This is a genomic window from Enterococcus villorum (assembly GCF_007990225.1).
Classification (GTDB): Bacteria; Bacillota; Bacilli; order Lactobacillales; family Enterococcaceae; genus Enterococcus_B; species Enterococcus_B villorum.
In genome coordinates, this window is record NZ_BJWF01000021.1 from 1 (window position 1) to 20265 (window position 20265).

A 20265-nucleotide genomic window follows, 5' to 3' on the forward strand; every position below is an offset into this window, starting at 1 on the left:
CGGTTCTTTTTTAACAACTTAGTTATCTTATCACTAATAAAAACAGTTGTCAATGAATTTTTCTAAATAAATTTCATGAACATTTTCACGTTTTTAGCAACGTCAATTACTTTACCATTAACCAAAAAAAAGGTCAAGGTAAAAATTAATTTTAGAGAAACCTTATTTTTCTCTATAATTGTTTATTTCCTAATTGCTCTTCTATTTTTTCGATTACTTCTTCTGTATCTCGCTCCTGATAGATTCGGATAGTTTTTGTTTATAAGTTCTTTTTTGTTACTTCCTATGCTTTATTCCTTTATAAATTGCCACTGGAAGGATGACTAAAACAAATAATATGAAAATATCGATTAAATATTTGTCACTAAAAACTGTCATCAATGATTGATTCGTTGTCAAAGAATAAAATGCTGGTAGCAAAATAATGGTAAAAAGATAAGAACCACTGATTTCCCAAAAATCTTTCCAAGAAAATTTTTTGTTTTTCATCCCTTCACTCCTTCATTTTATTAAGTAACTTGGAATCCATTTCCGTTCAATCCGCATTTTTTTAATATTAACGATCCCTTTTTTCTATACAAAGTTAACACGTATTCTTTAATTATCCATGAAAAATAAGAAAATTTTTTATGCTTTATTTTAGTCTATTTCTTCCTATAAAAAAAGACGGATCCAACAAAAAATGTTAGATCCATCTTTTTTTTGACTCAATGTCCATTTTTCAATAACTAACCTTTTATTCGCTGTATAAATCTCTAACAGGCGTCATAATAATACGATTCAAGTCATTGATGATTGTGCTGAAATGCTGTTCTTTTTGCATCAAATCATTAATAACTTCTTCTGATTGAATTTTCATTGCCATTTCTTGCGCTTTCATTGCGTCTTCATCGCTAAATTCTTGGCCACTCATTTGTTTTTCTTGTAACTCAATTTGCATTGCTTGAAAATCTTTAAATAAACGATGGGCTTCTTCGTTTGCTTTTACTTTTGCATATGCTTCTTCTAAAGATTTAAATTCTGGCAATTGACGAATCTCACGTTCGATTTGGTTTGCACTATCATAAATATTTGACATAGTTAGCCTCTTTTCTATAGATGTATTCACTTTATTGTAACATTTGTTTATTCGTTTTCAAAGCGTTACTGGCCTTGATATTTACGCCATAGATTTTTGGCTGCTTCACCTAACCCTTTCATACCATCTTTCACCATATCACCAATATTTTTGAGCCCATCTTTTGCTTGTTCACCATAACGGTTTAGATTTTCCTTCCATTGCTCTGTGTCATCATCGGTTTGTGTCTGATTATTCACTTGATCAGCAGCTACTACTTTTCCGCCAGTTGCATAAGCATCAGCTACTTGGAAACTACTTTTTTCTGTATAAGGAAGTATTCCTTCAGCTGCTGATTTAAAGACTTTCCCTACGACATTTCCGCTGGTTCCTTCTAAATAATGGAGTTTACTGGATTCTTCGTAGCCCATCCAAGTAGTAATCACTACATCAGGAGTATAGCCTACAATCCACTGATCGTTTGCTTTAGTAGAATCAAAATTAGTTTCTGTTGTTCCCGTTTTGCCTGCTACCGTAAAGCCAACAGGATTTGCAGCAACCGCCGTTCCATTTGAAAAAGTTCCTAGCAACATCGCAGTCATTTGATTGGCTGTTTCTTCTGAAATAACTTGTTTTGGTTTTTGATTTGTATTGTCAACAATGACTGCACCTGTTGAATCGACAATTTTAGTAATCAGATGTGGTGTATACATTTTACCAGCATTTGCAAACGCACTATAAGCACCAGCCATGATCATTGGTGAAACCCCTTTTTCTAGGCCTCCCAGAGCTAATCCATAATATTTATCTGATTTCGACAATGGTAAACCAAATTCTTCCGCTTTATCATAGCCTTTTTGGAGTCCGATTTCATGAAGCAACCAGACAGCAGGTAAATTCAAGCTTTGTGCCACTGCTTGATACATTGGCACGTCACCTTGATAAGTTCCATTAAAATTATGAGCGGTGTAATACGATTGCGGTTCATCTTTCAAGATACTTGCTGGTGTATATCCTGCTTCTAAAGCGGGGGCGTAGACGCTGAGCGGTTTGATAGTCGAACCAGGTGAACGTTTCATTTGTGTAGCAAAACTAAAACCTCTAAAAACATGTTCACCACGTCGTCCTACTAGGGCTTCTACTCCTCCTGTTTGTGGATCCAATGCCACTGAGGCAGACTGAACCATTGCACCATCTGAAGCATTTGCTGGAAACAATGCATTGTTTTGATACGTTGCTTCTAACTGTTTCTGATAATTTTGATCCAACGAGGTATAAATTTTATAGCCTTTATTCATGACATCTTCTTCATCTAATCCGTAATTATTCACTGCTTCATCAATCACAGCATCAAAATAGTAAGGGTAGCGATACCCAGACTCAGAATTGTCAAAGGTGTCATTTAAGTATTGACTGATGTCTGTTTTGCTTTCCGCTTGGTATTGTTCTTTCGTTATCTTTTTATTTTCTTCCATTACACTCAACACCGTATTTTTCCGGTTGTTGGCATTTTCTGGATGGTCGATAGGATTATAGATACCCGGACCTTTTAACATACCCGCTAATGTTGCTGCCTCTGAGAGAGTGACATTATTTGCATCAACACCAAAATATTTTCTTGAAGCATCTTGTACGCCCCAAACCCCATTACCAAAATACGCATTGTTGAGATACATTGTTAAAATTTCTTCTTTGCTATACTTCTTTTCAATCTCAATTGCTAAAAATAGCTCTTTTGCTTTACGATCAAAGGTTTGATCAAGTGTTAAATAAGCATTCTTGGCTAGTTGCTGAGTGATCGTACTTCCGCCACCTCCAGAAGTCCCTCCAGAAAGAACCATGCGTACTGCAGCACGTGCAATCCCTTTAATATCAAATCCAGGATGTTGATAAAAATTTCGATCTTCTGTGGAAATCACGGCATCTTGGATGTAAGGGGAAATGGCATTTAACTCCACATACGTTCCTTTTTGTGCATAAAGCGTTCCTGCTTCTTCGTTCTTTTTATCATAAATCACCGTAGACTGACTGAGGCCAGATTTCAACGTTGCGACATTTGCTTGTTTCGCTAAAATAAAGAGATAAATACTAAGAATTAGCACACAAACTAACCCGATCAATAGGATCAATTTGTTAATATGATATTTTTTCCAAACTCGCTTTCGCCATCGATGGAATTGCCCTAAATAGGGTTTGATCCAACGCCAAAAACTGATCAAAGCAGCTTTTATTTTATTTAAAATGCTTTGAAAATCCATTTATCCTTCTCCTGTCTATTTCATTCAATTGCTTTATTTTACCACAGGAGAATAGTTGATTCTTCCTGCTTAAGATGTAGATGAATTGTTTTTATTCGTGACGATAGTTTAGCATAAGAAATACCAAAAATAGTTCACTTTTTTCTTAAATAAGTTTTAAAAATGGTACAATAGTACTGCATTTTGGTTACGAAGGAGTAAATTTATGGACATCACGATCACTTTACCTGAATCTCATCCCATGACGACGATTCGAAATTTATTGGAACAAGAATGGTTGGTTCCTAGAAAAGTTCGACACTTTTTGCGTATACGAAAAAACGTATGGATCAATCAAGAGCCAGCGTTATTTCATTTCGAAGTCCGTGGTGGCGATCGTATTACTTTGCGCTTTGAAGAAACGGATTATCACTATCAAGAAGTTCAATTAGGCCAACCCTCTCACATTCAACCATTGTATGAAGATGAGCATTTGATCATCCTAAATAAACCTGCTGGGATGAAGACTCATCCAAATGAGCCCACGGAAAAAAATACTTTGTTGAATCATCTCGCTGCCTATTTAAGAAAAAAAGACCAACGTCCCTATGTCGTTCATCGATTGGACAAAGAGACAAGCGGAGCAATCTTATTTGCTAAAAATCCTTTTGTTTTACCGATACTTGGCAGAATGTTGGAGCAAAAAAAAATATATCGCCGTTATCAAGCACTCGTCTGGGGAAGCATCCAACAAAATTTGGATTTAAAAGATAAGATTGGTCGTGATCGACACGATCGAAGAAAGCGAGTCGTAGATAATAAGAATGGTCAATCTGCGTTAACTCATATTTATGTTGATCAAGTATTAAAGGAACAAACTCAAATTTATTGTGTATTAGAAACTGGTCGAACCCATCAAATCAGGGTGCATTTGGCGCATAATGGATATCCTATTGTCGGTGACCCACTCTATCAAAACCGCCCAGGCAAACGACTAATGCTTCATGCTTTCGAATTACACATGATCCACCCTTTCACCCATGAAAAGCTCATTGGCAGAGCACTTCCTGGTTTATGGTGATGAGCAACAATTGAATCCCTTTATTTTCAATTGTTACTATAAAAGTAAGTCACTAGTTTCAGCCACAAATAAAAAGCGGTCCATCAACTATGTTTTGACAGACCGTTTTTTGTTTCTACTATATATAATATTATTCTATTGTTTCCTGTTATTTTGTCGCTTTATGTTCTTTTTCTGCTAACAATAAGCTACCAATAATCCCACTTTCATTAGGCAGACCCCAACGAACAATATAATCGCTCACTTTTGGCGTTTCCATATACCCGCCCATTAATTCAACAAATTGTTGACGGATTTTTTGTAATAAATGATCTTGGTTCATTACTCCGCCACCTAAAATAATTTTTTCAGGTGCTAATGTCAGCGTATAATTGATTAAAGCTTGAGCAATATAGAATGCTTGCATGTCCCAAACTGGATGATCTTGTAAAAGCTCCTGTCCTTTGATTCCTGTGCGTGCCTCAATGGAAGGTCCAGCTGCTAAGCCTTCCAAACAATCTTTGTGATAAGGACATGTTCCTTCATACGTATCTTCTGGATGACGTTTCACCCAAATGTGTCCCATTTCCGGATGGGCAATCCCAGAAAAAATATCTCCACCAATAACCACTCCAGCGCCAATTCCTGTGCCAACAGTCAAATAAATACAGCTGTTTTTCCCTTGAGCGGCTCCTTTTATTAATTCACCATACGCCGCTGCATTTACATCAGTTGTCCATGCAATTGGAACATCATAGCGTTCTTTGATACTGCCTAAAAAGTTGTAATCCGTCCAGCCTTTTTTGGGAGTAGCTAACACATACCCATAGCTATCTGTCGTTTGATCAATACCGATTGGGCCAAATGATCCGATTCCCATCGCATCTAATTCATATTGATCAAAAAATGCAAATACTTGCTGTAATGTTTCTTCGGGTGTTGTTGTAGGAATACTTACTTTTTTAACGATACCGCCTTCATTTGATACTGCACAAACAAATTTTGTTCCGCCTGCTTCTATTCCACCATACATTTTTTAGTCCTCCTCGAATCCAATTGTCCGAATTTCATAAGGTGTTAGTGTCGGAGCCAACGTTTGTTCAACTTTTTCTTCCAACAGATTCAACAATTCGCCGCGTTGGCCATTTTTGGTAACTTCCAATGGCTCGGTACAATTAGATAAATTAAATCCTCGCACCACTACTTTATCATTAAACTTGCTACGTTTCAAAGCAGTAATTGCAAACGTTTCCCCTTCGCAAGTCAAATACTGATTTTTTTGTGGTAGTTCTCCTTCTTGAATGGCCATTTGACAAGTAGAAAAAGGAATTTGAGCGCTATACGCATGCTGATAACTTGCATATTTTTCTGTTGGTTCATGCAATTCAATGCTATAGTTAAAGCGATGCTCCCCAATACATTGCGCTTCTGGAGTTGGGAAATAACCCCAATCCCCTAATTCACCCACACAACGAAGTAAAGTCACAGCGATGATACTATGATCAATCACTTCATATTCGTTTAGTCCATAATTCCCCACAGTTACACCATATTTTTCATCTGCTAAACGGACAAATGCTTGTTGATGCTGTGGATTCGTTGGATTTTCCCATCCTTCAGGCACTTCATTTGGTCGAGTGACTACTTCAAAAATGCTGTCCGCTTCATGTTGTTTCACATGTAACTTTGTTGGAAATAGTACACGCAAGCGATGATCTTTCATTTGATTATTCAACATCGTTTCAAAATCAATTTTCTTGCTATCTTTTCTTAAAGAAAGGATAGTTGTTAATTCCAACATGCGCATTTCTTTTGCACGCCCTGCTTTACGATGTCGAAATTCGATAACCATTTGTTGTTCTTTTTCTAACCGTTCATCTGCAGCTACTGGAACAAATAGTTGTTGCGTAATTTTCACTTGAGCTAATTCAGTGGTATCCGTCACAATTTCCACTTGGCTATTCTCGTTGTCTTTTGATAAAATTGCTTGGTCATTTTCAGGCTGTTTAAAGATGTACTCATTACCGACATCACCAACATCTTCAAAAGTTAACAATTCATCTAGTTGTACCCCAGTCGTTTTGTCTAATAAGGTTACTGTACCATTTGTTTGAATTTCCAAACGGACTTTTTGGTTTTCTAATACTCGTCCTTCATGTTGGATCATTGTTTGTTTTTCTATTTCAGCAGGTCCTTCGACTAATAGGAATGTTTCCCATGAAAAAGCAGGCATTTCATTAACTGGCAAAGTGACAGTAATTTTTCTAGCCATATAAGGAATCCTAAAGCGATCTTTTGGCAAATCATAGTCAAATGTCACAAATGCCTCAGACAATAAAGCAGGCAAATATTTTCCATCCACTGTTTCTACATGATACGTTTTTGGTGGTTGATTTTCTAATTCCGCATATAGTTTTTCTGGAACACCTTCTGCAAAACGTTTTCTTTCTAATTCAATCGTTACTTCTGTTTCGCCTGTTTTGGGGGTTCCTGCTGTGTTCATGACTAAGAAAGGATAACTCTTATCAGGTAACTGACTTGTATCAATTGCCCCAGCTAATTTTCTCATGGCCTCTTCTGCTAAATATTTTCCTACTTCATCCGCTTTTTCAAACCGCGTTATCATTTCACGGTGAACAGAATCAACAGAGCAACCACATATACTATCGTGCGGATGATTTTGCATCAAGGTTTTCCAGGCATAATCAAATTGATCGTGTGGGTATTCACCAGATACTTCGTAGGCCATTGTTGCTAATGGTTCAGCAATATTTTCGAGTTGTCTTTGCACTTTCGTATTCCATTGTTTCAAATAAACTCGTGCAGAAGCGGCATTTGCCAAAGTATACCATCCATCTGTTTCTTGACTGGTCAATTCTCCTTCTACGGATCCAAGGTCTTTTGGTAAGTCTCTTTGAACTGCTTCAAGATAATCAACAAAATTGGAATGAATAAATTCATAGTCTGGGTACAATTCATTAGCAAGTTTTATTGCTTTTGTAATATCTTTTTGTACCGGTTGATGGTCTACACCATTCATCATTAACAAGTGGTCAGTAGAAGCATATTGCTCTGCATCGGCTAATTTTTGATTCCAAAAAGCTTTGGCAGCTTCTTCTTCAACAGGCACTTCATTTCCATTACTGTACCAGTTGGCAAAAAGTAAGCCAAAAATCTCGGTATTATCTGGCCCTTTCCACCACATTTCAGAATACTGAGAAGAATAGTTTTCTGCTGCTAATACTTGATTGTCAAAGCCAATTGGTTTCACGCCACGACCAAATGCAGCAGCTGATAATCCGGCTTGTTTCATCATTTGCGGAGTTTGTCCCATATTCCCAAATGTATCGGGGAAATACCCTAACATGACAGGCGTTCCCCATTTTTTACTTTCTTCCATCCCGATCAACATATTACGAACATTGGATTCTGAGCTGATCAAAAAATCATCTTGTAGGATATAAAACGGTCCAATTCGAAGCTTGCCAGCGTCAATAGCTCGTTGGACTGCTTCTTTCTTTTCTGGACGTACTTGCAAGTAATCATCTAAAATAATCGTTTGTCCGTCTAAATGAAAACTATCAAAATCCGGATCTGTTTCAAATAATTCCAAAAGGTCATCCATCAATTCAACTAAACGCATATGATGTTGTTCATAAGCCATGTACCATTCACGATCCCAATGACTGTGAGAAATGATATATACTTTCTTTTTCATTTTTCTCCTCCTATTTTTCCACTCGAATATCAAAATAATCCATGACTAATTCACAAAACATCATATTTGCCCAAGAGAACCATTCTCTTGTGTAATTAGTTGGATCATCCACATCAAATCCTTCGTGCATGAGATGTGTGCCAGCATCTGTTGCGACGAGTAAATCAAGTATACGTTTTTTCTCTTCTTTACTTTCAGTGGTCATACCTTCCATTGCTAAAGCAATCGGCCAAATATAATTTTCAGGCGTGTGTGAAGAGCCAATGCCTTTTGCATATTTTCCTTCATAAAAATAAGGGTTTTCTTTACTTAACAATGTTTTTCTCGTCACAAGATACTGTTCATCCGTAGAAGAGCAATAACCTAGATATGGAGCAGAGATTAAATTAGGTACATTGCTGTCATCCATAATAGAGGCGTTACCTAACCCATCCACTTCATAAGCATAGATTTGCTCGCCGTTTTTATTTTTAGTGAATGCATGAACTTCAATTCCTTTTTGAATCTCTGCTTTTAAGGTTGCTGCTACTTCGATAATTTCCTTCGCACTTTCTTCTTCTGCCAAAAGATTCGTAAAGATTTCTTCGATATAACCCAAAACCACCGCTGCAAACATATTGGAAGGAACTAGATACCCAAACTGACAAGCATCATCACTTGGACGAAATCCCGACCAAGTCATTCCAGTTGGGACAACCTCTGTCCCTCGACCATCATTTACTAATGTATCTTCTTTTCTCGTCGTCTCTCTTTCAAAAGTATAAGGTGATTGACGGTGATCTTGTTCTGTTTTAAACACGTGCAAGACTTTTTTGATACCTTCAATAAATGAAGCATTGAATTGATCCGTACGTCCCGTATTTTTATATAACAAGTAAGCTAATTGAACAGGATAACATAAGGAATCGATTTCATATTTACGCTCCCAAATCCAATCATTCATTTCTGTATGATCACTTTGATGGCCTGCACCATTTGCTTCTTCATTAAACGCATTTGCATAAGGATCAATATTAATGTAGTCAAATTGTTTTTTTACTAAGCCGCTAATCATCGCAGCTAGATCCTCATCTTCTTTTGCAATCACTAAGTACGGACGAACTTGTGCAGTAGAGTCACGTAGCCACATGGCAGGAATATCTCCTGTTAATAAAAACGTTGTTCCATCTGGGTGTCTTTTCACAGTTGTTAATAACGTATTAGCAAAGGCCGCTGAAAAATTGGTGGCCCAATCAGCATGTTCTTCTCCACACTTCTCTTTTATTTCATCCATAAATTTTTGCACTGATTTTGGTATGTCTTTATAAACCATCTAACTTCCTCTTTTCTCAATTGATATATCATAAGAGGATTATACCTTGATAAAGAAGAAATGTCTACGCTTTCAAAATGAGATTTTTCTTATTTACTTTTCTACATTTTATGCTATGATTTATATATGATATATCTTATAAGAAGGTGATTGAATGAATCAACCATTGTACCAACAAATATTTAATGACTTACAAAAAGCGATAGCGGATGGCTCATTGCCTGTTGATAGTCAAGTTCCCACAGAAAAGGAACTCTCTCAAAAGTACCAAGTGAGTCGTATCACTTCAAAACGCGCATTAACTGAATTAGAACAATTAGGTTTAATTTATCGTGTACGAGGAAAAGGGAGTTTTGTCAAATCTTCTTCGATTGAAGAGGCAAAAGAAACAGTCATCAAAAATAGTCGTATCCTTTTTTTACTACCTTTTTTATCTGATCTTTCGGTCGGAGATTTTACCAAAGGATTGAACCCAGTCATGCAAGAAAATCAGTTAGAAGTCATGATGACGACACTTGATTTTCTATCCAATAAAACAGCTAAAGTAATCATGCAAGAATTTGATGGCTTAATTTACTATGCCTTTGATGTGGATCAACACCTTGATTTGCTATTTGAATTATCTTTGAAGCAATTTCCCGTTGTGATTTTAGATAAGAAAATCTATGAGCTACCTTTTCCAACGGTACTTTCAGATAATTTCCAAGGTGGCGCTTTAGCCACTTCTCATTTGATTGCAAAAGGTCATCAAAAAATTGCCTACCTCTTTGGCGAACAAACGCATCCACAATCTGTCCGACAACGCTATTTAGGGTATCTGGAAGCCCTAGATAAAGCAAAACTACCTTTCCATACCACCTTAGATGCAAAAGGTACGTCACTGGAAACATTGCTTACTTATATTAATGAATATCAAGTTTCTGCATTCGTTTGTGAGAATGATCTTGTGGCCATTCAAACCATGAACCAGCTAAAACAACAAGGCTATCGTATCCCTGATGATTTTTCGATTATTGGATTTGATGATATTCAAGCTGCTGCTTTGGTTGATCCACCTTTAACAACAATTGCGCAAGACTTTCACCAATTGGGGGAACTTGCAGGCAACGCTTTAATTACTTGGTTAACAACAAAAGAAATTCCAAGTGACATTAGTTACCCCGTTTCATTTATTAAACGACATTCAACAAAGGAGATTTAATATGAATATCCAACATATTGATACACGCCACGGTACCGCAAACCAAGCAACATTTTCCAATGGGAACTGCCAGCCTTATACTGGGGTTCCTTTTGGAATGAATTACTTTGCTCTACAAACTACTGATCAAAAAGGTAGTTGGTGGTTCCATCCTAATGATCGTGTTTTTCAAGGGTATCGTTTGACGCACCAACCAAGTCCATGGATGGGTGATTTCAGTCATTTTGTTCTGACGCCGTTCAATGGTTCTTTAACCGAAAATACTTTGTTCCACGCCCAAAGTTCCTACCGTCCAGAAGAAAGTACTTTCTGTCCGACGCACTTAACGATTCATCAATCTCGTTATGCGATTTCTTCCACGATGATTCCTAGCATGTACGGAGGCATCTTGACGATTGATTCTCACAAAAATGAGAGCGGTTTACTTTTGTCATTTCCTGGAAAACATCGTATCGTTCAAAAAGATGATTACACAGTTGAAGGGCAAGTAACCCATTTTGCTGGTTCAGAAGATCCTAACTTTACTTTTTACTTTACTTTACGTTTTGATCAACCACTTCAATCAAAAACGCTTTTGTCAATTGAACATAACGAAGCCGCTTCGATCCCACTTTATTTTGGCAATATAGACAAACAGATTGTTCGATTCGGCACATCATTCATTAGCCAAGAACAAGCGTCCTTTAATTTAGAACAAGAGATCAACCAAACACCTGAAGAGTACTTAGCTGATAGTACTAAGCAGTGGCAGAATTATTTTGATCGCATAAAAATTGAACATCACGATCCGAAACAATTACGTACGTTTTATCATAATCTATACCGTGTCTTTTTATTCCCTCAGACCTTTTATGAAATTGATGCAACCGGGCAAAAGATCCACTATGATACGACAAGTCGAACGGTAAAACCCGGCGTGCTTTATACAAATAATGGTTTTTGGGACACCTATAAAACCGTCTATCCACTTTATTCTTTAATTGCGGTAGAAAAATATGAAGAAATGTTAGAAGGATTTTTAAATAGTTATTATGAAACCGGCTTCTTGCCTAAATGGCTTTCACCAGATGAACGTGGCTTGATGCCCGGTACATTGATTGATGCAGTAATTGCAGACGCTTCGATTAAAGGTATTAGAAAAGATTTAATGGTCGATTTTTTAGAGGCTATGAAAAAAGGCGCAACGGTTCAAAGTGAGAAATCAAATTATGGACGTCAAGGAACAACTGATTATTTAAAATATGGTTATGTTCCAAACACTTATCATGAGTCCATCAACCACACACTTGATTACGCTTATAGCGATTTTTGTATTAGCCAAGTCGCAAAAGGCTTAAAAGATTCTGAGACAACCCGACATTATCAAAAACAAGCCTTAAATTATCAAAATATCTTTGATAAAGAAACAGGATTTATGCGTTCTAAAGATACCAACGGCACCTTCCGTACCCCATTTTCTTCTACTCGCTGGGGACAAGATTATGCAGAAGGAAGTGCTTGGCAAAGTAGTTTTGCTGTGTACCACGATTTCGATGGACTAATCAATGCTCATGGTGGTTCCGAGAAATTTGAAGCGAAGTTGATCGAACTATGTAACCAAGCTCCTACCTTTGAAGTAGGCGGTTATGGATTTGAAATCCATGAAATGAGCGAAATGGCAGCCATTGAATTTGGACAAGTCGCCATTTCCAATCAACCAAGTTTCCATTATCCGTATCTATTCAGCTATATTGGTAAACCAGAAATGGCACAGCCTTTAATTAAACAATTGTTGACTCAAACTTTTGACGATACGCCTACAGGCTACCCTGGAGATGAAGACAACGGTAGTATGGCTGGTTGGTATATCTTTAGTAGCTTAGGTTTTTATCCAGTCACCCCTGGTTCTGGAGAGTATGTCATTGGTATGCCACTCATTGATAAAGCCGTGATCCGTTTGTCAAATGGTGAAAGTTTGACGATCGAAGCTAGCCCTAATTACCCGCAACAACAATTTATCCATGAAATAAAAAGAAACGGTACAGCCTATAAAAAACTCTTCTTCACTCATCAAGATTTGTTAGAAGGTGGGACTATTTCCTACAAATTAGGTATCGTTCCTAATCCTCTTGTTCACTCAAAAGAGGAGCTACCTTATTCTTTATCAAAATAATTGTCATAATAGGCGATCTATTTAAATCAAAACAGAACAAAAATAGAGGATCAACTCATCGACGGATGAGTTGATCCTCTATTGCTCTTTTAAACATATAGTTGTTTGAGTAGTTAAGTTCACAAACTTACTTAAATAGATAAAACAACCATCTTTTGAACAATTTTACGACACTCGAATCACACGCTATTTAAATAAATAAACCTATGTTTCATTAGAAAAACTTTATCCAAGTATCTCATGTTTTCTTTATTGTTTAGTTAACATTCAAGCTGTCTTCCTTCGCATGAACCAATTCTGTCAAGAAATCACAATAAGGGGTAGCAATGCCATATTTTTTACCTTTTCTAGAAACAGCCCCATTGATGTAATCGATTTCTGTTAACCGATGATTTTTTATTAAATCTTGGTACATGGATGGATAGTGCATGCCAATCGTCTCCGGATCAAAACAGGATTCACAGTGAGCAATTACTTCTGGAATATCTAAATGGATATTTTCTGCTTCTGCGACTTTGGCGAACTCATTCACGATTGTTTCAACCATTTTATGTGCTGTAGAAGTTTTTCCTAGCCCAGCCATATTGACATCTAAAATTGTACATAAGCCGTTCATTGTACCATTCACACAAGCTTTACGATAGATCGAATAATGGATATTCTCAGAAAATATTGCGTTCAATCCTGATTCTGAAAGTTTTTCAGCTAACTCTTTGGCTTGAGCTTCTTTACCTGCTCCAAGGTTTTGTAATTCAACAGAACCATTTCCAAATAATTTCACTTGGCCAGGACCTTCTAAACCTGCTGTCCACATGGTGTTTCCAATATAAATATTTTCCATTGGCACAAATTTTTCAATAACGTCTTCATGACCGATCCCATTTAATAAACACAATACTTCTGTGTCTTCTTTGATCAAGGACTGGATATCCGTTAACATCTTTTCTAACTGCATCGCTTTTGTAAACAAGATAATCAAATCTACCTGATCTTCTTTGCCCACTTCAGATTGAAGAACTACCGGCAAATGAGCAACCACTTCTTCTCCATTAAAATCCGCTTTTAAGCCATGTTCTTTGATTTGTTGGACATGCTCTGCCCATCCATCAATCAATAATACGTCATTTCCACCTTGATGTAACATCAAACCGAAACGACTACCCATCGCTCCAGCACCTGCAATTGCAATTTTCATTTATCCTTCCTCCTTGTCGCCTTTTATTTATTATACCTATCTAAGATTTATTACACAATTTTATTTGTTTGGTTGTTTTTTATTTCTCCTTTGAATCAAACTTCTTGTTTTCTATACTTGATGCTTTTTCATCATTCTGCGTTATTCAAAAATTAACCCCAAAAAACAACCTATTCTTGCTAAATATTTTGAGGATCGTCTCGTCAGTAATTTTTGGATATTGCTATTTTATTACACCACTTCTGCCAAAAGAAAGCATTATGATAAAAACATCCGCATGATTCTAGAAGATCTACATACTAAAAAACTTCTAGTATCCCCAACTTATTCTAAAGAAAGAGGTTGGATAAAATCTGCTTGCCATTTTTCTTCTTTTTCAGAATAATTGAAATACCATACTTGCGAAAAATGTTGTCTTTTATGCTTGTATCCAGAGACAATTTGTTTGTTTACTCGATCAACCACATAATCATAACAACTAAAATCAATCCGAATAGAAAAACTATCTTCACGTATTTGTCGATAATTCCCTAATTGTTGAAGGATGATTTTTTTTGTATGATTTCTTACACCAGTATTTTTATTCTGATGCAATATTTGTTGATGTTCCATCAATAATTTATCGGAGTAATAGCTTTTAGCCTTCTCAAGTTTTTCTTCTTCCCAAGCTGTTTGAATAGCAAAAAAGATCCTTTGAATTTCCGAAATCTTCTTTTTCTTCTCACTTTTAGTTCCAGGCATATAATCGTATAGTTCATTTATTTTAGTTCCTTGGCCTTTTTTTCTTCTAAATATAGAAAAAAAGACCATACCTCCAAGTGATATTCCCATGAAAAGTTCATCTTCTAGATTGTAAGAACCATAATTCCCATATCTCTGTGATCTCCACCCTCTATGATAAGAGTTTGAATAGTCATTAAATGTATGCCCCCCGCTAAAACTACCACCAGAAGATCGACCATTGCCAGTCGAACCTCCACTATGTCCGCCAGCCACCGCAAATCCTTGAATCGGCAGAGTAAATAAAAAGAATAAGATTAGTAAAAAAATTATTACGTAATGTTTTTTCATAAAATTTCTCCTTTCTTCTATACTTATGACCAATTTGATTGTCTTTAGAATAGGATTTTATTAAGCTATTCAAGCATAAATATTATTCACATTATAGTTCGACATAGTTAACTCCTCCACCTACTTTTTTATAACTAAAATTCGAATATTACGAAGCAAATTTCCCCACAATGCAACGTATTCTGTTTTTTATGGTTAATAAATCCTAAAATATTTGAATATTCCTTACGCATTCACTTTACTATCACTGAACTTTTACTATATTAATATAGTTTACTAATTAAACACTTGCTCATTCAAGGACAAAAATATCATCACTTATGATACGGCGCCCCAGTATTGATTCGAAATGCTCGGTAGATTTGTTCGACGAGGATCAAGCGCATAAGTTGATGGGGATAGGTCATTTTTCCGAAAGAAATTTGGGTGTTGCTACGTTTCATGACAGCTTCACTTAATCCTAGTGAACCTCCGATGACGAAAGTTAGTTGACTTTTCCCTTGGATACCTAATTGATTCATTTCTTTAGCAAAAGCCTCACTCGTTGGATTCTTCCCTTCGATTGCTAAAGCATAGACGTATTCTTGTTCTTTGATTTTATTTAAAATACGCTCGCCTTCTTTTTCTTTGACTTGACGCATCTGTGCCTCACTTAAATTTTCAGGTGCTTTTTCATCCGATACTTCGATTAATTCAATTTTTCCATAGGCTTTTAATCTTTTGACGTATTCATTGATTCCTTGGATCAAGTACTTTTCTTTTAATTTTCCTACTGAAATGATTTTGATGTTCAAGTTAAGATACTCCTTTATCTCTTCATTTTTAACATGCTTTTCTATTATAAACGAAAACACCGTTAAAAGAAAAACTGTGTTTTTTATTTTTTAGAGATTCCCACATAGTTATACACATCATCCACAGGTTTATCCACAATGACTCTCTTGTTTTTTTCTTATTTTATAAGTATTTCTTAAGCAAACATATGTTTTACACTGATTTGTCCACTTTTTCCACATATTGTGGATAAAAAATATAGCTGTTTTTCTGCTATTTATCCGCGGATTTCTACACACCTTCTGTGGAAAACTTTTTTCTTATTTTTTCATCTGAACGCAATGATTTTTCCTAAGCTTTTTCATAAAAAGTTCATAGTCTCCAAGTAGACTAAATTTAACAAATAAGTCTATACTTATAGAGTGGAAGAAAATAATAAATGGAGGACGATCACATGGAGAGAAAAGATGTGACACCAAAGATGAAAAAGAACAAAAATAACGGAATTTGGCGCAAGCTTGGCTTGGGCTTAGTTGGAGGAATTGTTGGAGGATTACTGACAGCAGGAGTCTTTTATGCGGTCATGGGTTCTGGTAACTCTGCCACAAGCTCTAGTGGAAATCAAAATTCAGCTGGGGAAACTGTGGTTGAGAATGTGAAAGTAAACGTTAATTCCGATATTACAAATGCGGTAGATAAAGTACAAGATGCGGTTGTTTCAGTCATCAACTTACAAAGTCAAAGCCAAAGCAATGGTTTTGGGCAACTCTTTGGGCAACAGCAACAAGAAAGTACAGATGACAGCAACTTAGAAGCTTCCAGTGAAGGTAGTGGTGTGATTTATAAGAAAAGTGGTAACACCGCTTATATTGTCACAAATAACCATGTTGTTGATGGACAACAAGGGTTAGAAGTTTTGTTAAAAGATGGTACCAAAGTAAAAGCTGAACTAGTCGGTACAGATGCTTATTCTGATTTAGCCGTATTAAAAATCAGTGCGGATAAAGTAAGTAAAGTAGCTTCCTTTGGCGATTCTAGTGCATTGAAAGTGGGTGAACCTGCGATTGCGATTGGTTCTCCTTTAGGTTCTGAATATGCTAACTCCGTTACTTCGGGTATTGTTTCTTCATTGAATCGTCAAGTTACAAGTACCAATGACTCAAATGAAACTGTCAATATCAATGCTATCCAAACCGATGCTGCTATTAATCCAGGTAATTCAGGTGGTCCATTAGTTAACATTGAAGGGCAAGTCATCGGAATCAACTCAAGTAAAATCGCTAGCACTTCCGCTTCTTCTCAAGGTGTTAGTGTCGAAGGAATGGGCTTTGCTATTCCAAGTAATGATGTAGTCAATATCATTAATCAATTAGAAAAAGATGGCAAAGTGACCCGTCCAGCTCTAGGAATTACAATGGTTGATCTTTCAGCTGTTTCAACGCAACAAAAAGAACAAATTCTAAAAATCCCTTCTTCTTTAACAAATGGTGTAATCATCACGGATGTACAAGCAGCAACCCCTGCTGAAAAAGCTGGTTTGAAACAATACGATGTCATTACAAAAATTGATGATACAGATGTTTCTTCTGGTGTAGAATTACAATCGGCACTTTATCAGAAAAAAGTGGGCGATTCTGTGAAAATCACATACTATCGTGGAAAAGAAAAGAAAACAGCGACTGTTCAATTAACCATCGATCAAAATTCATTAAAACAAAACCAATCAAATAGTTCTGGTAACTAAGCCGGCTAAATACGAAAAAAGAAGCAATAATCAGAATACTTCTGATACTGCTTCTTTTTTTATTACTATAGAATCAGCTTTAAATTTGAAAGACTAGATGTCTCTGTTCTTTTTTGATGCCAATGAAAGATAGAATAATCGGTAAAAGGGAGATTAGATTTATTTTAGAAAAATTTCCCATACAAAGTTAAAATGAATGAATCATTTGCATTTTATCATGTGTGCAATATAATAACGGTTTTCACAACGATGGTCTCTTTTATGAATAAAATGGAAACAGTAGAAAAAACTAGTCTGATTTCAGAGAATGAAATCAGACTAGTTTTGTTTTACAAAATCTTGTTAATAGGTGACATTCTATGTTTCTATCTATTCATTTTTGATTATTCAAAAACTGGAGTAGCTCCTTCGATTGGTTTAATATCTTCGTAATGATCTTGCTCTTCTACTTCTCCAGTATCTAGATCAGTAATTCTTAATATGCCGGTTACAGGATTAAATTCTTCTTTGAGGTTATCTTTTCCATCGACATCACTGATCATCAGATCGTCACTATCAAGTGTATAGAATTTATTTTCATAGCCATATTTCTTTTGGAAATATTCTTTTTCTTCTTTAATTGATTCTTCGTGGGTTTCTGTACCCATTTCCCAGTTTCCTAAAGTAGATTCAGCAGTTTCAGTCGTCATTTCTTCTTGGCTACTCACTGCATTTTTATCTTCTACTTCCTCAGCAAATGAATTGTTTTTTCCTAAAATCAACATTCCTCCCAAAACGGCAACAGCTGCACCCATTACATAAATTTTCTTTGTCATATCAATCATCTCACTTTCTTTATTTAATATATTTGTATTATAGCTACCCTATATGAAATACCTTAAATAAATCTTGTGAGTTTTTCTTACCAATTTATGAAAAGAAATTGAAACGACAAAAAGTTCTATAATTATTTATTATGAATTTTACCGTACTATAGAAATTAAGAATTTTTTTTATTATTTAATAAAAAAAGTTCGCCTAATTTTGACATTTATCAAAATCAGACCAACTTTCTTTTTAAGTCTTTTCAAACGATCTATTATTTAAAAAAAGCTTCTCCTACCACTGCATCTTCTGGTAAAACAAGGATTCCTTTCTTTTCTGGTGCATTAGGAATTTGTAATTCTTTGGCAGAGCAAATCATGCCATAACTTTCTACGCCACGCAAAGTACCTGGCCAAATCATCATGCCATCTGGCATCATTGCGCCAGGTTTTGCAACCACCACTTTTTGTCCTGCCTCAATATTAGGTGCGCCACAAACAATTTGTAACACTTCTTCTTCACTTACTTGTGTTTCAGTGATCGATAAATGATCAGAATCAGGATGTGGCACACAAGTTTTTACATACCCGATAACGATTTTAGGTTCATTTTCTTCAGTTAATGTTTCTTCAAAACCTGCTTCTTTGACCAAGTGGTTTAATTGGGCAATTTGTTCTTTTGTTAGTTTGACTTGTCCATTGCCTTCGATCGTTAAATGATCTGAAATATGGAAAAAATTCCAGCCAACAATCTGCCCTGCTTCATCTTTGATTTGGGCAACATTCCATTTACGAATGACGGTATTTTTTGTTCCTTTATCATCGGAAACAATCACCATTAATGTGTCTCCAACGTGTGCTTTGTTGTAAGCAAAAATCATGTGTTTTCCTCCATTATCAATTGCTGTCATTTATCTTAACAAAAAAATTGTATTTGTGCATGACTTTTTTTATTTACAAAAGTAAAACATCTGTTTTTCTATCATCCTTTAATATTAGAAGTTTATTTTGCGTGACAAAAAAATAAGGCGCGATAAGCATCACGCGCCTATTCGTTTCATTTTCAATTAATTGTTTGCTGGTTTTTCTGCTACATCCGAAACAATCAAGACATCACAAGGCGCACGGCGAATGACATAACTTGACACACTTCCAGTCATAAAACGTTCAACAGCGTTTAATCCCGATTGCCCCACCATGATCAAATCGATGGCATATTTTTTAGGCAAATTGACCGCCATTGATTCTCTTACAGACCCATAAGCAATGATTCCTTCAATTTTTGGGTAATCGACTGATTTTCCATAAGCCTTACATTCTTCAATCATTTGCTTGGCGGTTTCCGTTTGTTGATCAACCAAGCTTTGATCAATTGGGACATAGCCCATGAAATTATAAAATTGTTGATCGATTACATTGGCGACATAAACCGTTCCGTTGTTTCTTCTAGCCACTTCCACCGCTTTTTTAAATGCTGAAAGTGCTTGATCACTGCCATCAATGCCGACTAAAATATGTTTATATTCTTGTTCCATCATGATCCCTCCTAACAGATGTTAACCTTTTGTTACACGATTTAAGAAGTCCGCAATTTCTTGTTTTGTTTTACGGTCTTTATTAACCAAACGGCCTAATTCTTTACCGTTTTGAATGACCACAAAACTCGGGATTCCAAAAATGTTCCACTCAGCGGCTACATCTATGTATTTGTCACGATCTACCTCAACAAAGTGCCAATCAGAAAAATCTTTTTCAATTTCTGGCATTTGTGGTTTGATAAAACGGCAATCTCCACACCAGTCAGCAGTAAAGAAAAAAACATGGTTTCCTTTTTCAACGTAACCCGCTAATTCTTCTAATGTTTCAGGAATAATCATATTCGTCCCTCTTTTCTTATTCTTACGTATAAATTATACACCTTTCTGTCAAAGAGACCAAATC

Annotated in this window: 17 protein-coding genes; 4 read left to right on the top strand and 13 right to left on the bottom strand. The window is 36.0% G+C overall.

The features are described from left to right. Positions 1-276: 276 nt before the first annotated feature. The 3 genes from EVI01_RS08375 to EVI01_RS08385 all read right to left on the bottom strand — a co-directional run bounded on the left by EVI01_RS08375 (position 277) and on the right by EVI01_RS08385 (position 3315). Positions 277-489 (bottom strand): hypothetical protein, encoded by a 213-nt coding sequence (locus tag EVI01_RS08375; protein WP_010750300.1) that lies wholly within the window; start codon positions 487-489, stop codon positions 277-279. Between the two features lie 247 nt (positions 490-736). After that, on the bottom strand, positions 737-1078 hold the full coding sequence (locus EVI01_RS08380) for a YlbF/YmcA family competence regulator (protein WP_010750299.1): 342 nt from the start codon (positions 1076-1078) through the stop codon (positions 737-739). Positions 1079-1143: 65 nt separating this feature from the next. Next, a complete protein-coding gene (locus EVI01_RS08385) occupies positions 1144-3315 on the bottom strand; it encodes a PBP1A family penicillin-binding protein (RefSeq protein WP_010750298.1) in 2172 nt (723 codons plus the stop codon). 205 nt (positions 3316-3520) lie between these two features. On the opposite strand from EVI01_RS08385, the gene EVI01_RS08390 reads away from it, so the two are divergent. Continuing rightward, positions 3521-4375, top strand: coding sequence for an RluA family pseudouridine synthase (locus EVI01_RS08390; protein ID WP_010750297.1), 855 nt, complete (start codon positions 3521-3523; stop codon positions 4373-4375). 148 nt (positions 4376-4523) lie between these two features. Here EVI01_RS08390 and EVI01_RS08395 read toward each other — a convergent pair whose 3' ends face one another. The 3 genes from EVI01_RS08395 to EVI01_RS08405 are packed head-to-tail and all read right to left on the bottom strand — an operon-like array spanning position 4524 to position 9384. Continuing rightward, positions 4524-5387: an ROK family protein gene (locus EVI01_RS08395; protein WP_010750296.1), complete on the bottom strand. Its 864-nt coding sequence runs from the start codon at positions 5385-5387 to the stop codon at positions 4524-4526. Between the two features lie 3 nt (positions 5388-5390). Beyond that, positions 5391-8072 carry an alpha-mannosidase gene (locus tag EVI01_RS08400; RefSeq protein ID WP_010750295.1) on the bottom strand — a complete coding sequence of 894 codons (2682 nt, stop codon included), beginning with the start codon at positions 8070-8072 and terminating at the stop codon, positions 5391-5393. A gap of 10 nt (positions 8073-8082) precedes the next feature. Beyond that, positions 8083-9384 carry a glycoside hydrolase family 125 protein gene (locus EVI01_RS08405; protein WP_010750294.1) on the bottom strand — a complete coding sequence of 434 codons (1302 nt, stop codon included), beginning with the start codon at positions 9382-9384 and terminating at the stop codon, positions 8083-8085. A 154-nt stretch (positions 9385-9538) separates the two neighbouring features. Here EVI01_RS08405 and EVI01_RS08410 point away from each other — a divergent pair, with 154 nt between their 5' ends. Further along, on the top strand, positions 9539-10585 hold the full coding sequence (locus tag EVI01_RS08410) for a GntR family transcriptional regulator (RefSeq protein ID WP_010750293.1): 1047 nt from the start codon (positions 9539-9541) through the stop codon (positions 10583-10585). A 1-nt stretch (position 10586) separates the two neighbouring features. After that, positions 10587-12737, top strand: coding sequence for a GH92 family glycosyl hydrolase (locus EVI01_RS08415; RefSeq protein ID WP_010750292.1), 2151 nt, complete (start codon positions 10587-10589; stop codon positions 12735-12737). A 256-nt stretch (positions 12738-12993) separates the two neighbouring features. Here EVI01_RS08415 and EVI01_RS08420 read toward each other — a convergent pair whose 3' ends face one another. The 3 genes from EVI01_RS08420 to rlmH form a co-directional block, all read right to left on the bottom strand. Beyond that, entirely contained in the window at positions 12994-13932 is a 939-nt protein-coding gene (locus EVI01_RS08420) for a 2-dehydropantoate 2-reductase (protein ID WP_010750291.1), read from the bottom strand. A 324-nt stretch (positions 13933-14256) separates the two neighbouring features. Continuing rightward, entirely contained in the window at positions 14257-15003 is a 747-nt protein-coding gene (locus tag EVI01_RS08425) for a TIM44-like domain-containing protein (RefSeq protein ID WP_010750290.1), read from the bottom strand. Positions 15004-15317: 314 nt separating this feature from the next. Then, positions 15318-15797 (bottom strand): 23S rRNA (pseudouridine(1915)-N(3))-methyltransferase RlmH, encoded by a 480-nt coding sequence (rlmH, locus tag EVI01_RS08430; protein WP_010750289.1) that lies wholly within the window; start codon positions 15795-15797, stop codon positions 15318-15320. Positions 15798-16231: 434 nt separating this feature from the next. Here rlmH and EVI01_RS08435 point away from each other — a divergent pair, with 434 nt between their 5' ends. Continuing rightward, positions 16232-17521: a S1C family serine protease gene (locus EVI01_RS08435; RefSeq protein WP_010750288.1), complete on the top strand. Its 1290-nt coding sequence runs from the start codon at positions 16232-16234 to the stop codon at positions 17519-17521. A gap of 383 nt (positions 17522-17904) precedes the next feature. On the opposite strand, the gene EVI01_RS08440 is transcribed toward EVI01_RS08435, so the two are convergent. From EVI01_RS08440 to EVI01_RS08455, 4 genes are all read right to left on the bottom strand, one after another. Continuing rightward, entirely contained in the window at positions 17905-18336 is a 432-nt protein-coding gene (locus EVI01_RS08440; protein WP_010750287.1) for a hypothetical protein, read from the bottom strand. Positions 18337-18599: 263 nt separating this feature from the next. Continuing rightward, complete coding sequence (gene ytpR / locus EVI01_RS08445) at positions 18600-19205, bottom strand: YtpR family tRNA-binding protein (protein WP_010750286.1); 606 nt, start codon at positions 19203-19205, stop codon at positions 18600-18602. 186 nt (positions 19206-19391) lie between these two features. After that, entirely contained in the window at positions 19392-19859 is a 468-nt protein-coding gene (locus tag EVI01_RS08450) for a universal stress protein (protein ID WP_010750285.1), read from the bottom strand. A gap of 21 nt (positions 19860-19880) precedes the next feature. After that, entirely contained in the window at positions 19881-20201 is a 321-nt protein-coding gene (locus EVI01_RS08455) for a thioredoxin family protein (protein WP_010750284.1), read from the bottom strand. Positions 20202-20265 lie beyond the last annotated feature (64 nt).